Origin of the sequence: Sphingomonas sp. PvP056 (assembly GCF_040549155.1) — a bacterium.
In the GTDB taxonomy this organism is placed as follows: domain Bacteria; phylum Pseudomonadota; class Alphaproteobacteria; order Sphingomonadales; family Sphingomonadaceae; genus Sphingomonas.
Genome location: NZ_JBEPST010000007.1, coordinates 72,568 through 88,572, shown reverse-complemented (window position 1 = coordinate 88,572; position 16,005 = coordinate 72,568). Strand labels below are relative to the sequence as shown.

The 16,005-nt window shown below is 63.1% G+C and carries 10 protein-coding genes; 4 read left to right on the top strand and 6 right to left on the bottom strand.

Features of this window, described 5'->3' with window-relative positions; translation table 11 throughout:
- Positions 1-196: 196 nt before the first annotated feature.
- The 3 genes from ABIC17_RS16165 to ABIC17_RS16155 all read right to left on the bottom strand — a co-directional run bounded on the left by ABIC17_RS16165 (position 197) and on the right by ABIC17_RS16155 (position 3,711).
- On the bottom strand, positions 197-1,405 hold the full coding sequence (locus tag ABIC17_RS16165; RefSeq protein WP_354283512.1) for a hypothetical protein: 1,209 nt from the start codon (positions 1,403-1,405) through the stop codon (positions 197-199).
- A 53-nt stretch (positions 1,406-1,458) separates the two neighbouring features.
- A complete protein-coding gene (locus ABIC17_RS16160; RefSeq protein WP_354283510.1) occupies positions 1,459-2,697 on the bottom strand; it encodes an LOG family protein in 1,239 nt (412 codons plus the stop codon).
- A 540-nt stretch (positions 2,698-3,237) separates the two neighbouring features.
- The gene (locus tag ABIC17_RS16155; protein WP_354283508.1) at positions 3,238-3,711 is read right to left on the bottom strand and encodes an Rrf2 family transcriptional regulator; all 474 of its coding nucleotides are present in this window, start codon (positions 3,709-3,711) and stop codon (positions 3,238-3,240) included.
- 109 nt (positions 3,712-3,820) lie between these two features.
- Here ABIC17_RS16155 and ABIC17_RS16150 point away from each other — a divergent pair, with 109 nt between their 5' ends.
- The 4 genes from ABIC17_RS16150 (at position 3,821) to ABIC17_RS16135 (ending at position 9,421) form a co-directional block, all read left to right on the top strand.
- Positions 3,821-4,726, top strand: a complete 906-nt coding sequence (locus ABIC17_RS16150; protein ID WP_354283506.1) for an NAD(P)/FAD-dependent oxidoreductase — start codon at positions 3,821-3,823, stop codon at positions 4,724-4,726.
- Between the two features lie 255 nt (positions 4,727-4,981).
- Complete coding sequence (locus ABIC17_RS16145; RefSeq protein ID WP_354283504.1) at positions 4,982-6,655, top strand: AAA family ATPase; 1,674 nt, start codon at positions 4,982-4,984, stop codon at positions 6,653-6,655.
- A 2-nt stretch (positions 6,656-6,657) separates the two neighbouring features.
- Positions 6,658-7,470 carry a hypothetical protein gene (locus ABIC17_RS16140; protein WP_354283503.1) on the top strand — a complete coding sequence of 271 codons (813 nt, stop codon included), beginning with the start codon at positions 6,658-6,660 and terminating at the stop codon, positions 7,468-7,470.
- Between the two features lie 547 nt (positions 7,471-8,017).
- On the top strand, positions 8,018-9,421 hold the full coding sequence (locus ABIC17_RS16135) for an AlbA family DNA-binding domain-containing protein (RefSeq protein WP_354283501.1): 1,404 nt from the start codon (positions 8,018-8,020) through the stop codon (positions 9,419-9,421).
- A gap of 99 nt (positions 9,422-9,520) precedes the next feature.
- Here ABIC17_RS16135 and ABIC17_RS16130 read toward each other — a convergent pair whose 3' ends face one another.
- From ABIC17_RS16130 to ABIC17_RS16120, 3 genes are all read right to left on the bottom strand, one after another.
- Positions 9,521-10,441: a serine/threonine-protein kinase gene (locus tag ABIC17_RS16130; RefSeq protein WP_354283500.1), complete on the bottom strand. Its 921-nt coding sequence runs from the start codon at positions 10,439-10,441 to the stop codon at positions 9,521-9,523.
- 12 nt (positions 10,442-10,453) lie between these two features.
- Positions 10,454-11,023, bottom strand: a complete 570-nt coding sequence (locus ABIC17_RS16125) for a protein kinase domain-containing protein (protein ID WP_354283499.1) — start codon at positions 11,021-11,023, stop codon at positions 10,454-10,456.
- A 233-nt stretch (positions 11,024-11,256) separates the two neighbouring features.
- On the bottom strand, positions 11,257-15,786 hold the full coding sequence (locus tag ABIC17_RS16120; RefSeq protein WP_354283497.1) for a hypothetical protein: 4,530 nt from the start codon (positions 15,784-15,786) through the stop codon (positions 11,257-11,259).
- Positions 15,787-16,005 lie beyond the last annotated feature (219 nt).

The following is a 16,005-nucleotide window of genomic DNA, read 5'->3' as shown; positions in this document are numbered from 1 at the left end:
GACCGTCTCGCGGCGCGGGTGACGCTGGCCTGATTTACGAGCCGATCGTCGATGACTAGGCTGTGCTATTGCGCAAGGAGCAAGGGATTGATCACAACATTTACGACGGCGTGCGAGCTCGCCAACGAGTTGCCGGCCCCAACCGACCGACGGCATGAGGCTCAAGCCGCGCGACGTCCGCGATTACCCGCTGCGATCAGTAAAGAAGCTTGAGTTCGCTGCGAAACAATTTGCCGACGCTCATCACCACTTCGTCCTTGTCGCTTTCGAATGCGGTCGCCCCGAGCACGCCGGGATCCTCCTTCCGCTTGATGATATGCTCTTGCAGCAGACTGGCCGCGTCGTCGGAGACAAGCTCGGGATTGACCCCCTGCTGGAGTTCGATACGCCGGACGATCCTGTCGTTGAGAATCAGGGGCGCAGGAAGCTCAATGATCGATCGCCGCCCGACCAACGGACCGCGATCGCTGGTCAGATCCTCGGCGCGCGGTCGCTCGGCCATCTCTTCACGAGCTTCGCGAAATCGTTCGGCGCGTTCTTCCAACGGCGCGAACACATAGCGCTCGCCTTCGATGCCACGCGGCCGTCCTTCTGGAAACGCGGCAAGGTTGGCGGCTTGCGGGAACCCGGATGCGCGCAGCATCTGCGCCAGCGCACCGCGGGTCATTGGATCGAAGGCCATCGGGGCGTTGTCTTCACCAACCGCCAACAATGGCGGCTCTTCCGGATCGATGATCTTGAGGTGAGATCGATGCTCGGTGCTGCTCGAGATGAATGTGCCGCACGCCAGCCGCTGGCCCGCGATATGTGCCGGGAAGGTCACCGTGCGCTTCTGCGCCCGTCCGCCCCGCAAGCCCTTGTTGATCGGCAGGCCGAGCTGCTCATCGCGATAGGCGGTCGAAGTCTGCGTTCCTTTGCATTCGACCACGTGGAACTTGCCGTTGCGACTGACACAGATGAAGTCGGGCGCCTTGCCCGGACCGCGCTTCGCGGCCTTGCCGGTATAGGTCCCGCCATAGGTCGCCAGATACCGCTCGATGAAATAGCGGCCGTCACAGATGCCGATGAGGTTCATCCGCCGGCTCAGCCAGTGCATCGGCAAGCCCATACCGACATCGTCGCTGAGGATCGTCTTCTGGTGCGCATCGAGTTCGGCGAATTCAGGCGTCAGCGTGAGCGACTCATCGCTTTGCCAGGCGAAGATGTACCGGGCGTAGGCCCAGAACTCCGCAAGCGACGCACCCGACGCCAGTACGGGCGTCGTCAGGCGGCCGATCATTAACAGCACTTCCGCCACGTCGATCTCGTAGCGCCTCGGCATCCGCGGAAATCGCGGGGGAAGGACATTGCGCGGCCAGGTCGAGGCAACCGTGCTGACGGTGAATTTCTTCGGCAGGATCGCCATCGCCTATCGCCTCGAACGAGCTGGAAAAGCGCTCAGCGGATTTGGATCGGCGCTCACAGATTGTGTAGCTTGATGTCGGCCTTGGTCGGAGCTGCCTTGGCCGCCGCGGCGACGATAAACGCCACCGCTTCCGCCGGGTCGGTGGTGACGAGGATCGCGTCGAGGAAGCTCTTCTCGGCGGCGAGCTGCTTGACCAGCGGGAGCAGCGGCTTGCGCTTGTCCATCGGTGTGTCGCCGGGTTTGGACAGCGTGTCGCAAGGGCGATCCCAATAGCCATTGGTGTTGTAGAAGATCATCGGCGTGCGCGCCGTGCCGGGGATCGGATAGTAGTTTTGCGAGGCGTCCTGGAAGATTTCCTGGACTGTGCCGCCATTGCCCTCGAAATAGAGAATGCCGCTGTTCGCCCAGGTGACGAGCCCATCCTCGCGTAGGCTGTTGTAGAACATCTTGGCATGGTGGCTGGCGAACATGTTGGGCGGCTCGTGACCGTAGAACCAGGTCGGAATGCCGAGGCTCTGCTGCTGCCCTGCCGGATCGGCCCCGCAGAGGATAAGCTTGCGGGCGGCGAGCGCGGTAGCGCGCCATTCGGCCGAGCCGAATTTGTGGTTCTTGAGGATGGCCTTGACGCCTGCGACCTTGGCCGCGTCGGCGCCCGCGAGCAGCGCGCCGAGATTGGCGGCTTCCATCAGCCCTGGACCGCCGCCCGAGATGATCAGGAAATCGGCTTCGGCGAGGGTCTTGGCGATTTCGACGCACTGCCAATAAACATCGGGCTTGCCCTTGGCGGCATCGGCGGGGTCGAGCTCGCGCGCGAAGTCGTGACCGCCCATGATCGCGACGACCTTGCGGCCTTCGAGCAACGCGACCACTTCGCGCTCCTGGACCGTGTCGTGAAGCCGCGCGGACAGCATCTCGACCAGGCCCAGCGCCTTGGGCTCGCCTGGCCCCTTCATGAACCAGCGATAGCCGTCATGGTCGGGCGTGGTTTCCCAAAACGAACCATCGGCGCCGAGCCCGGCATAGAGATCATCGACCGTGTAGAGTCCCCTTCCGAACGCCGGCAGCGTCGGGGGCAGGACACCCGTTTCGGCGATCGCCGGAGCCCCTTGCCGGTACGCCAAAACGATAAGAGCCTCGTTCATCTTGCAGCCGAGGAAGAAACTGCCGGCGAGCGACACCGTGGCGAATGCCGCGTCGCGATGGGTCAAGTCGAGCCCCAGGATCGCGGCGGGCTCGGGTGCACCGTCGTCGAGCCAATGATACAGATCCTGGATGCTGTCGATGACCTTCATAATCCCCCCCCAAAGACCGCGCGGTGCGATCCACAACTATGGTCAATGAACACCACGCCACCGCCCGAATCACTATTGGTGCCGCGCAAGTCACCCGAGCCTAGAGCAAAGCGTCGGTGCGTCGAGATGCTCGCGCGCAACCGGTCCGAAATGGCGGCAATTGATCGGTGTCCAAGATTTTTGCCCGACACCGTGTCTCCCTGCCCCGCAAACCATCGCTTTCGCCGCCCCACGGAAGCGGCGCATCATCCAACAACGGACCATTTCTAGCCGATGGCGACAGCAGCCCCTTTGCCCCCCTCGGCGGCAAGGAGCCGTTGGCGCGTCAACGCACATCGCTGTGTTTGCAGGCGATGCTTGTGAATTTGCCCCTGCCCTGCCCCTTGCGTGATTGCGGGTGACAGCGGTGCGAAGGGGCGGAAACGGTACGGGGCTGGCCAAAGCGCGGCGGAAGACGGAGAAACGGCTGGCACATGACTGCAGTGACCCACAATCAGTCATTCAGTTGTCCCTATTTGCATCCCAACACCGGACGTTGGTTCAGGCAGAGCCTTGCGGATGGGAACCTCCCCGATCCGCAGCCCTCTCGGAGGGTAATCCTGCCATCCGACGCTCGAAATCCGTCGCAATTTCAGCTAGCGTTACCTCGCTTAAACGCCGCAGCAGCACAGCCTCCGCCTGCCGCAGCGCGTCCTCCAGCGATCCGTTGACCGCTTGTTCTACAAGGCAATCAGGCACGAGATTGGCAGGGCCGAGCGCAAAAATCCGATTTTCTCCAAGCGCCCGGTGAACATCCAGCATTGTAATGCTCTCAAGCCCGCGCGTTAGCGACCACCCCCCTCCGTGACCTTTGACTGAGCTGACATACCCGGCCTCACGCAAGCCAGCCATCGTCCTGCGGACCACCACCGGGTTGGTATTCAGCATAGCCGCAGCTGCGTCTGACGTCAGCGGTCCCGCGGCTCGTGCCATGTGAATCAGCAGGTGCAACATTCTCGATAAGCGCGCGTCCAAGGATACTGACCTCCATATCGTCGTCGACAGCCTATCACGCCACTTTCGCTGTTGCAAAAGAACAGACTTTCGTTCATGTAACATGGATTGTATCGTGAAAGGTAGCGGCGTGTTCGATGTGATCGTAATCGGTGGCAGCTTCTCGGGCCTGTCGGCCGCCCTGCAGTTGGCACGTGCAAGGCAGAACGTGCTGGTGATCGATGCCGGGCTGCCTCGAAATCGGTTTGCGGATGAAGCACATGGCTTTTTGGGTCAGGATGGGCGCGCGCCTGCGGCAATCATGCGCGACGCCCGCTATCAGCTTTGTCGCTACTCCACCGCCGAAATTCTGTCTGGTCAAGTCGTTAGTGCCCAAGCCGTCGCTGGAGGCTTCAGCCTCCATCTTGCAGCGGGTGCTGAGCGGCTTGCGCGGCAGCTTGTTCTGGCTACCGGGGTGGCGGACGAACTACCGGCTGTTACAGGCATCCGAGAACGCTGGGGTTCAACCGTGCTCCACTGCCCTTATTGCCATGGCTATGAGGTTCGCGACGAGCCTCTAGGGGTACTCGCAGCGCATCCTATGTCACCGCATCAGGCGCTGCTCATTCCTGACTGGGGGCCGACAACGTACTTCACGCAAGGCGAATACGATCCTGAGGCCGCCGACATGCTCGCTTTCGAGGCACGGGGCGTGACGGTTGAGCGGACACCGGTCGTTGAGCTGCTAGGGGACGCACCGGCGTTGGAAGGTGTTCGTCTGGCTGACGGACGGATCGTCAAGGTAGCGGCTTTGTTCACTGCCCCCCGGACAAAGCCGGCAACGCCGTTAGCTGAGCTTCTAGGCTGTGAGCACGAGGACGGTCCGAACGGACCCTACGTCAAGGTCGACCCATGGGGTGCGACCTCGGTGCCCGGCGTATGGGCCGCCGGTGACTCTGCTACTCCCATGCACAATGCTACCCTTGCGTCAGCCGCCGGAGTGCTCGCCGGTATTGGTGCCCATCAAGCTGGAGTGCGATCGGCAACGGGTGGATGATATTGGGCGTTGAGACCCAGATTCGGACGCTCAGCCAAGCTTTAGCGCTGCCCAAAACCGGAAACTCGTTCATGTAGTGCTTTTCGGCTGTCGCTTCCGTAATGTAGCCTTGCCCAGACACCGAGGCACGGGGTCGAAAAGACGGTAGACGCTGGCATCCTCGAACCGCAGGTCTGAACGTCGTCGCAACGAATACGGCCGGTGATTTCGAGGCGTTACCGGGATGATGTGCGACCGCCATCGGGAGAATTTAGGATGAGCGAGTTTCGGGTCGTCTTTGCGAGGTCAAGCTCGGCTCTCTCGTCGGAGGGTGACGCCCTCCTTGCGATCGTCCCGCATACGACGACGTGGAACGATTTCGGGCTTAAGTTTTTCGCCGATCTCGTTCTGGTGTCGGGTGGGAAGACACGGAAGACCTTCATCGGTCTCATGTTCGAGGATGAGACCGACAGCTCCGACTTTCTGCGGAAGCGGCTGAAGCAGCTGGGGCCAGTCGTTGACTTGGAGGAGATCGGCCAGTCTTTCTGCACGTTGTTTCGGGAGGCGGAGGACTACCGGTCACTGGTTGAAGAAATCGGCTTTGTCGCGGCTCTCCCGGTGCTACGCGCCATGCACGACGTCGTGCTGGCCCGCCTCGAAGACGGGGAGTCGGAGGCGCTCCGCCTGTCTAACACGACGACGTTCCACCTCGGCATGCTGCGCAACGCGGAGCAGTATGCCGCGCTCCGTCGCGGCGGGCGCTACCTTACACCCGTTAGCCGGCAGGCACCTGTTGACGCGGCTAGGCCATTCTGCATCGCCGCCCGCCTCAGTGCGGCGCCCAAGTCGCCATACGTGCTGCGGTTCGACTTCGAGGACGATCCGCTGTTCCGCGATCGAGCATGCGTGGTGATCGGGCGAAACGGAGTCGGCAAGACCCAGCTGCTACGCGCCATAATCGACGGTATGACGGACGCGGAACATCGCCCGCCCTTCGGCTCGACCCGAAAAGTCAAACTGCTGCCGCGTCCGCACGTGGGTCGGGTGCTGCTATTCTCTTCCGTCACCAGCGACCTGTACCCGCGGGCGATCCCGCCCTGGCACGGCATCGACTACGCCTACTTCACCCTCGTGGCGGACGACCAGCCGCTCGGACGCGGCTTCAACTCGGCCCTCGTGGATGCTCTGCGCGACGATGGCAGTCTCTTCGGAGATGAGGAGGATGGAACGGACCGCCAGAAGCTCCTCTCGGAAGGGCTTAAGCAGATGGGTTTTTGGAGCACGCTCTACATCCCACTGATGAGCAGGGTCTCTGCCGAGTTCCCGAGTGTGACGTACATCGAAGACACGCCATACCTGCCAGTCGCGAAGTTCCGCTCCGAGAAGCGCACGACTCTCCTGGCGCACGCCGTAGATCTGGACAGGCCCGCCGTCGTGCTCGATCGCCGCAGGACACCCCGCACCCTCAGCAGCGGCGAACTGGTGATGGCCAACTTCCTGGTCCAAGCGATCTCGTCGATCGAAAATGGCAGCCTTCTGCTCTTCGACGAGCCCGAAACCCACCTCCACCCCAACTACGTCTCCGAGTTCATGGACGTCCTGCAGGACCTGCTGGAGCGGACGAGATCCATTGCCGTGATCGCGACGCACTCTGCGTACGTCGTGAGGGAGGTGCTCCGTCGCAGAGTAAATATTCTGCGCCGGGACGAGGACGTGGTACAGGTTGACCATCCGCGGGCGCAGACCTTCGGGCTGAACGTCGATGACATATCCCGCTTCGTCTTCGAGGACGGCAGCATCTCGCATCGTTACGAAAAGGTCCTGTCCGCGTGGGCCGATGGAGTCGGCAGCGACCTCAGCCTCGACGAACTCTACGAGCAATATGGGCAGGAGCTTAACCCGGAGACGCTCGCCTTTCTTGCGCGGCGCATCGACCCGGCGAAGGGCTAAGGATGCTCAGCCTCGCATCACCGGTCACGCCGGAGGAGGAAGACCGGCTCCTGGCGGTCATCTGCCAACGCGGGTTGTTCATGCCTTACCATGCAGCGTGGGCGCTCAGATATCACGACTATCGGCTAACGAGGGGCGATCCGTTCGCGGTGGCGGCGGCCGACTTCCCTGAGAACGTGAAGCTGGCGCAGTACGACCTGTACGACAGCAGGTCGCGCAACGGGCTGTTCCGTGGAATTAGGCACTGGCAGCATGTCCCCTGCTGCCCGATGTGCGGCGCGCCCACGCCGACCGGATCGATCGACCACTATCTTCCGAGAGATGAGTTTCCGGAGTTCTCGGTGCTGCCTTGCAACTGCGTACCGGCTTGCCTGGTCTGCAACACGCAGGCGAAGCGGGCGGTTTACCGCGGTGATGACGCCCCCGAGCGCTTCATCCACCCTTATTTCGACAATCTGGCCGAGCGGGCCATCTGGCAGGTAGAAGTGCTCGCCCCGTTCGGCGCGCCGCGCTTCCGCCCGACGCCGTCGCCGAACCTCGAAGCGGACGAGTGGATCATGACCGAGTTCCACCTGGACAACATCCTGGGCGAGGTGTTCCAAGGTACGGCGGCGAGCATGTGGTCGAAGTTGCCGCGAGCTATCGCGCTACGCGGTGTGACGCCCGCCTCCCCGTTGGAGCAGGTGCGGGAAGCGCTAGCTGCCGAAGAGGTGCATGCGGCGCTCACGCTAGGCCTGAACGGATGGCGGGCTGCCCTGTTGCGAGGAGTTTTGATGCAGCAGGACGCGATCGATTGGGTGGGGTCGCAGGCCTGACCCAATCCCGGTCGTTCAGATCGCCATTTCCGGTCCCCAACTTCCGCCATTCATTCATATTCTGGATCGGATTCGAAGGCCCAGGGCGAACCCGATGATGCCCGGCGAGATTTGGGACTTTGCCGCCGTCCCAAAGTACAGTGTCGAACGGCAGGTCTCGCTGATAGCCGACGTCCAGTGATTCCCGGGCTGACCATCGGTGTGCGACCGTAGATGGGCCGTTAGCCGTCTGGCAGCTTGCCGGGATGCGAGGGGGGGGGGAACCGACATTTAGCGTTGGCCGGTAGGGTCCGCCATTTGCTGTCGCCGACTGGGTCGGCGATTGGCGCGCCAGCGCGGATACTTCTGATAACTACTGATCGCAATTCGTGCTACGCTAGTGCCGTATTAAGCCGCGCTGCGCCGCTTAATACCGCCGCTCGGCCTAGCCGACGCTTCGCCCTACAGGTTAGGGCTTGAGCAAACTCCGGTCACCCCGCCAACGTTGCCGAGCACGTCGATATTTCCCATACTCGCGTTGACGGCCAAGGCGCGTTAGGTTTGCGCCATGGCTGTTGATCCTGATCAGATAAGAGCTCTTGTCGAGCAACCTGTCGAGGCCCTGCAGGTCGAACTAAAGACGTGGCTCGATCCGCGTACCGAAGACGGAATCGCGAAACTAGTCAAGGCGATGTTCGCAATTCGAAATCGCAATGGCGGCTTCCTTCTGATTGGATTCGACAATGCGACGAGGGCGCCCGATCCCTACGCTTTCGATCAGTCCGTCGAGACGCTGTTCCATATCGATACCTTGCAAGGTCTGGTTTCGCGGTACGTCAACCCGTCATTTGAGATCGGGATCGCGTTCACTGATCGCGATGGCCAGGTTTACCCGGTAATCTCCATTCCCGAAGGCGTGCAGGTGCCGGCGGTCGTGAGGCGGGATTTGATCGGCCAAGGTGGCAAGAAACTGCTCGCTGAAGGAGATCTCTATTTCCGTACCTTCAACTCAAACGGCACAGCCAGTAGCGCGCGCATTCTGCCGCCCGACTACGCCGACCTGCTCGATGTTTGCTTCGAAAATCGCGAGGCTGATATTGGGCGATTTTTGCGGCGCCATCTGGGGGGTGTCGGGTCGGCCGCGACTCTGTCGTCAGCGCTTGGGATAGAGAGCGAGGAGAGAAAGCTCCGCAAGCGTGCGTTCGCCATATTGGAGTCCGGTTCCGCCGCTGCCGGTACGGCAATCGCTGAGCGCGCGACGCCAGATCAGCGCAAGCGCATCGACAATGCGCTGACGATGCATGTCGGACTGGCTTTCGATCCGCCACGGCCCGACGCCCTGCCGACGCAGGAGTTTCTGAACAAGGTTTCGTCGAGCAATCCCAACTACACCGGGTGGCCGGTTTGGCTCGACAGTCGGGGGTTCGCGGAAAAGCTGGATCGCCCGTATGTGGCCAGCGGCATGTGGGAAGCGCTGATCGTCGATCTCGACGGTGGTTGGTCAGAGCATGTCGAATTTCTCCGCTTAGACCCGCGCGGTGAGTTCTACTTGCACCGTGTGATGCAGGATGACCTTACCGAGAAAGTCGCGCCGGGTACCGCCCTTGACATAATTTTGATGATCTATCGCGTCGCGGAAGTGCTGGCGGTGGGCACGATCCTCGGCCGCAGCCTGGGTTGGGAGGAGCAGGGTGAAGCAGGTTTTGCGTTCTCCTGGACCGGCCTCAAGGATCGGGCATTGCGACCGTGGGTGAACGCGTTTCGATCAGTCGGGCCAAACGGCGGCACGTCGCGCACCTCAGCGGTGGAAGCCTACGTCACTGTTCCGCTTGAAACACCCAGCGCGGCGCTGGCGCCCTATGTGAGCGCCGCTGTCGCGCCGCTGTTTTCGACCTTTGCGGGTTATGAGCCTTCAACCGAGTTGGTCGAGACGAGCGTCCGCAAGCTAATCGAACGCAAGATGGATAGCTAACCCGCGATCAGCGTCCCGCACCGGACAGGTGACCGGTCGTCGGCGGATGCTGCCTGAAAAGATCATTGTTCATCGGAGGACGCTATCGCCGGGCCACTTCTATGCGAAGAAGCTGTCAGGCAGCGGGAGTTGATTGGGAGGCTGAAGCTGACGATTAGCCGCCTTGGCAAATAGCCGCAACCAGCGCTCTTCGAACAAGTCTTCGTCCTCACCATCAATCGTCCAAGGTCCGCACGCAACTTGATGGTGGCCAACGACATTCGAGAGTCCAACAGCGAACTCTTGGCTTAGTGGGTTAAGAGCAATCGGCTGTTCGTGCATCGGTTTGGCGGAGAAAACCTCCATGAACGACAACTCACGCCAGCGGTAGTCGCTATCGCCAGGCATGGTCGCGAACACTAACGTGGTGCTGAAGTTGTATTCGCTGGGCCCATACAAACCTGGGCCACCGAGGTCGCATTTCAGCGTCAGATAGGCGTTTGCCACTACGTCCCAGCCGTGATCGTAGGGATTGCCCCCACCTGCATATAACTGGGCACGGCCGTAGGCAGTTCGGCTACCTTCGCCCAACGTTAGGTGAGCCGGCCCAAGCCGAACGCTTCGCGGTTCGCGCCGGACGTTTTCAGCACTCGCAGCAATCACCTCGAACAGCCGCCCTATAATGCCGTCTAACTCGGCTAGCCCTTCACGTTCCAGCTCTTGGCGCTGAACCGCGGCTGTTTCCTTCGCCTTTCGTTCAGCTTCGGCAGCAGCTTCCTGCTGAGATACGGCATTTCCCGCAGCCGCAAGCGCGGCGCGACCGGTCGAAGCCACGCCAGCAGCAAGCGTCTCAATTACGGTCTTGCAGCGCTCCAAAGATGGACGAGCGGCCGGCGACTTTCTCAACATCGTTGCAATCAAGCCGGCGAGGCGGGGGTCAACGCCCGATAAAGCCGGAGCTGGCTGATGCAAATGTGACTCGCGGACGGTATCCAAGTCACCAACGAACGGAGCCTGACCGCCCAACATGGCGTAATACATGCAACCAAGCGCTTAAACGTCGGTGGCATTTGTTGGCCGTTCGCCTCGCCACTGCTCGGGGGCTGCATAAGCTGGCGTGAGGGACGACCTCAAACTCTCAAGAGACGTGGCATCTTCTACGAACTTGGCGATGCCGAAGTCAGCTATCTTCCATCGGTCTTCGTGCCAAAGAACGTTACCGGGCTTCAGATCGCGATGAACAATGTTTTTGACTTCCAGCAGGCCCTTAATGACATTAAGCGCAGCGGACTTGGCAGCGTCATATGCAAGTGGACCGGTGGTGTTCAAAAAGTCCTGAATGCTATGGTCGCACACTGGCATCACTAGAAAATAGCGATCACTCTCGGCATCCCGGCCGTAATCAAAGATGGGGACAACGTGAGCATGATCCCGTTCCGCGAGTACGGACCCGATGGCCATTTCGCGATGTGAAGCCGCCCCAGCTGAAATTTTGAGCCTTTTTACCGCGACCGCCCTCCCATCGCCCTCACCCCGAAACACTTCGCCGAATCCACCTGGTGGTCCAAGCTGGTCAGTTTCACTGAAAGTCCATTGACCCTTTTCTAGTCGGATCGTCGGCACGAAAACCCCCAAAATTGCGCTGAAATGGTTGGCGAAAGTGATGCAGAACGCTTAGCGAACATCCAGTATGCTTATCATACTCGAATGAACAGCCAATCTCTCGAACATGGGCTGGTAATGAAACAAGATCGCAAATGAATCGGCGTTGGCACGCGAAGGGCGGCGCGAACGAGACCTGATCGACGACGCAGCCGGGGGCACCGCCAAGACCGACAGCTCGGCCTGATATAGGGCTAGTCCTTGGCTTCGCGCGCGACCTTGCGATCCATGTCGTCGCGCTGGCGTTCGAGCGTGCGCTTCGCTTCGATCCCGAATTCGGGCGGCAGGCGCTCTAGCAACGGACGGATGTCGAGCGTATCGCCTGTCTTGATCAGGAGATGCGGGTCGACCAGCTCGACCAACGCGCTGAGGCAAGCCCATTGCGCGGGCTTGGCGAGCTTCGGGATGACGGCCATCAACTCGACGGCGGCGGCCCCGGCGGCGCGGCGGTGGAACGCGGCGAGCGCGGCCTCCTCGACCTCGCGGACCGGGTCGGCAGCGAGGTCCCCCAGCCACTGCAATTGCCATCGGTGCGGCAGCCAGCCCGCGATCTCAGCCGCCATCTGCCGGGTCGCCTCATCTCTCGCCCGGCTCATCCCCGCGAGTGCCGGGGCAAGCCGTGCGCGCGAGACGTTCCAGCGCAAGGTCCGGGCGATTGCGAGGCGCCGCGGCAAGGGCGCGCCGACATAAGCGGTGACCAGTTCGGTCAGGCCTTCGCGCGCGTTTGTCTCGATCAGCAGCCGGGCGGCTTCCTGCTGACCGGATTTTGCGAAAAGCCGGCGCGCCGCTTGGAATATCCCCGGTGTCCCCTTTTGGGCTACCAGCCGGACCGCGCCAGCGACCGCGTCGAGATCGCGCGCGCCGGTCCCGAACGCAAGCTGGACCAGCTCCTCTGAGGCGACCGCGTCGCCGTGGCGGGCGAGCGCATCGAGCACTTCGGCGTCGAGCCGGCCCATATGGAAACGCCGGTCGCGATGGCGGTTGAGAAACGAGATCGCCGCGGCGCGGCTGTCGGCATGATCAAGCAGCGTCATCGCAACCTGCAAGCTGCGCCATCGATCCCTGCCGCGACCCTCGAGCCAGCGCACCGCGAGCGCGCGCCCGCCCGCGTCGCCATTTATCGCATGATGCAGTGCCGCGATTTCGCCGGCCTCGTCCTCCCCGTCGAAAAGCGGCGCGAGCTTGGCGTGCAACGCGGGCTCATAATGGCCGTGATGGAAATGCAGCATCATGAGCCGGCGCGCGAGCGCGTCACCTCCCGCCGCCACTGCAATCAGCGGCGCGGTCAAGTCGAGCGCCGTCAGCGGCGGCAGGAAATGCGAGAGGTCGACGGCCTCGATGTGGGCCTGCGGGTCAGAGGTCGCGACGCGCGTGCGGATCGCCGTGACGAGCGTTTCGTCCTCCCCGGCATGGCCCTGCCGGATGTCGACGGCATGTGTGTAGACTGGACTACTCGCGCCGATCAGGCGGGCGATGCCGTTGTCGCCGCGATGCGCCGCCAGCGCCTGCATAAGATGATAGGGCCGATCCTCGTCGGTGTCGGTCGCGTTCGACAGCTGGTCGAGCGCCGCGCCTACCGCCGGCGACGTCGTCCACAAGGCGTGACCGAGCCCGTAGTCGCGCGTCGTCTGACCCGAACTATCGATCTGGGCGACGGTCAGCCGGTCGAACCCCTCGCCAGCCATAACCGCCAGCAGCCGCGCGACCATCTCCCCGTCCCGGTCCACCACCCGTGAGCTGTTCGGCGGCCGGCCGGCGGCGAGCTCGGCCAAAGCTGCCTCGAGGGCCGTGCCGCGCCGTGCGGCGATCCGATCGAGCGCCGCGGCGGTGCGCAGCGACGAGAGCGTCGACAACAGGCGCCAACTGCCGCGCAGCGGATCGTCGTCGTCGGTTGCGGGCGCCTCGAGCCGCGCGGCGAGCGCGTCGAGCAACAGGTCGGCAGTTTCTTCGTCGATCAGCTCGGGGTGGCGTCGGTAGATCGAGGCCAGTCCGTTAATGCTCATAGCCGGGTCGCCGCGGCCGGCGCGCTCGCGAAGCGCCGCGCCAAGCCGCTCGCGCGTGCGATAGTGCAGCCCGGGCACCCACCAGCCGTCCGCGCCGAGCTCGTCGAACGCGCTCTCGTCGCCACGGTCGGCGTGGAGCAAGGCGAGCGCGCGCTCGGGATCAAGCCGGGCAATCGCATCGAAGGTCGCTGCCCCGAACAGCAGGTCGGCGCCCTCAGGCGCGGGCAGGACGAGGCGCGGCAGGTCGACCGGGTCGGCGAAGGTCCGCACCGCCTGCGGCAGGATACGCGCTGTCGTTCGGATGACAGCGAACAGATGCGCGCGCCGCGCCTGCCAGATCGGGAAGGCCGCGGTACGGTCGAGCTCGCGCAGCACCCACAGCAATTGCTCGGCCTCGAGCGTTTCGGTGGTCGAAGCGATCTTCCGGTCGAGCCAGGCCGGATCGGCCGCCACCGCGCGCGCGAACGCCGCGGTCGAGCGCTCCTTGTCGTGGATGCGGTCCATGCGGATATCGGGATCCGCCTCGTCGAGCGCCGCAGCACGGGCGACGTTCAGCGCGTTAAGCGGATCGAGCAACACGGGCGCGGCCACCTTGCCGAGCACCCGCAAGGCGATCTCGGCGATCGCAGGATCGTTGCTCTGAAACATCTCGACGGCGGCGGTGCGCACATCGTCCCAGGCGACGTCGGCCGCCTTGCGCAAGCCCAGCGCGACCCAGGCTGGCCACAGCGCCTCGCGATCGCCGCCCATACCGCTTTCGGCGAGCGCGCGGAGCAAAGGCACCGCGCGCACGCCGAGCGTCGGCAGGGTTCGGCTGAAGAAGCTTTGGTCGTGCGCCTCAAATTCGGGGTCACGCATGTAGCCGAGCAGCAATTCGGCGACGCGTGCCGCCGGCCAGCGCGCGGGTTCGAGCAACAGCCACAAAAGGTCCATCAGCACATAGCCGAACCGCGCGCCGATCTTCACCCCGGCAACCGTCACCAGATCTTGGACCTGGCGCAGCAGGTCGAGCAGCTGGGCCGGGTCGAGGTGGCGGTCGCGCGCGATATCGGCGAGGTGGCGCGCCATCGTCCAATTGAGCAGCCGGTCGTGGGTCATCGCTAGTCGGCGCTCGCCGTCGAGTTCGACTAGCCCGCGCAGCACCAGCCGCTCGACCGCGTCGAAATCGAGCGTGCGCACGAACGCCGAAGGCGGCCAGGGATAAATCGGCGGCGCAGCAAGCATGTCGCCGACCAAGAGCTGGAGCTGGTCGAGGTCGAACGTCTGGGCCAGGGACGCCGGCCGTTCGCTGGCGACATGGCTCCAGAAGCTCTGCATCAATTGATATTCGGTCTCCTCATTGAGCACGAGGCCATGCGGGAGCTGGCAATAGAGGCTCGCCAGTACGGGTTTGTGCAGGAGAGAGAAGACATCGTCGGGAACGTGCGAGTGATCAATACGATGCTTTTCGAGATGGGCGATCAGCTCGGGCGTGGTGAACTCGGGCACGTCAATCATGTGCGGCGCGGCGAACGATGTGCGCAGCCATTCGGCGGTGGCAGGCTGCGCGGAAATGACGAGGTCGATGCCGAGCCGGTCCCAGCTGTCCTCGATCACCCGGCCGGCGAGCGCGGGATCGTTGAGATCGTCGAGGAAGACGGTGAGCCAGATGCGGCGTTCGTCGCCAAGCGCCGGCCGTAGCCGGTCGGCGATCGAGCGCAACGGTGCCGCCGCAGTATAAACCGGGTTCCACACAAGCGACGCGATCGTCTCCCGCAGGCGATCGACGTCGGCGGTCGCGCGCAGTAGCACGACGGGGCGGCCCGCCTCGGCCATCCGCAGCGCGGTCGCGCATAGCCGCCAACTCTTACCCAGACCGGACTCGCCACGCAGTACCGTCACCGACCGGGTCGGCGCGGGAAGCGGTCGGCGCACGTCGCGCGCGGGGTCGTAGCGGAACTGCGGGAACGCGCCTATAAGCTCGTTGCGCAACTTCGCCGCCAGTCGCCCGGCATGGACCAGCCGGCGCGGGTCGAGCTGGGCTGCCCGCAGGAACTCGGACGTACGCAGCGTGGCACCGCGGCCGCCGAGCCGCACCAGCTCGCCGACCAGCTGCGCACGCTTGGCGGCGACGTCCTCGACATTCTCGACCATGATCCGCAAGGGCCGCGCAATCGCCTCGTCGAGATCGCCTTCGCTACGCCGCACGATCGTCAGCGCACAGAGCAACGCCGCCAGCCGCGGGTCTTCCGGGCCCGATATATCGAGCGCCTCGCGCACCGACTCGAGCACCGCCTCCCCGCTCACCTTGCGACCGCCCCGCCCTAGCCGGAACAGCTCGTTATCGATCGGCTCATCGGCCGCCCGCGCCCGATACCATTGCAGGAAGCGGCGGAAATCCCCGCAGCCGGCGTCATTGTCGGTCAGGAACTGGTAGGCGTCGTTCGTGCCCGGCCGCACCGACTTTGAGAGATCGGGCAGCACGTCGGCGATGATCGCGCCAAGCGTCCAGTGGCGGTGCGCCGCGCGACGCTTGACCTGCACGACGGTCCGGTGCGGCCCCAGCACCGTGTAGTCGCCACCCTCGAATGGTTCGACCTGCAGCTCGATCGTCGCCGCGTCCGCACCGGCGGCGAGCGTGGTTACAACTGCGTCGAGGCCATCGGCAAGGCTCGCCAGCAACTGGTATAAAATACCGGAAAGATTGATTTGGCCGCCGGTAGGTGATGCAGATTTAGCCAATATAATCGTTCCAAAATCGCCATTGCGCTTCCTGCAATTTATGGTGGTTGGTCACTAATCGGAAGCTCGGCTAGGGATTTAACGGGATGGCTGTGGTTTACTGCCATTGCGCGGTCGAACTTGCCAGCGTGACCTAAACAATCGGCGGCATTCGGGATCGACTGTCAGCACCCCGAACGTCCAATAATAGGGCACTTTGCTGACATCCCGCTTCGGAAA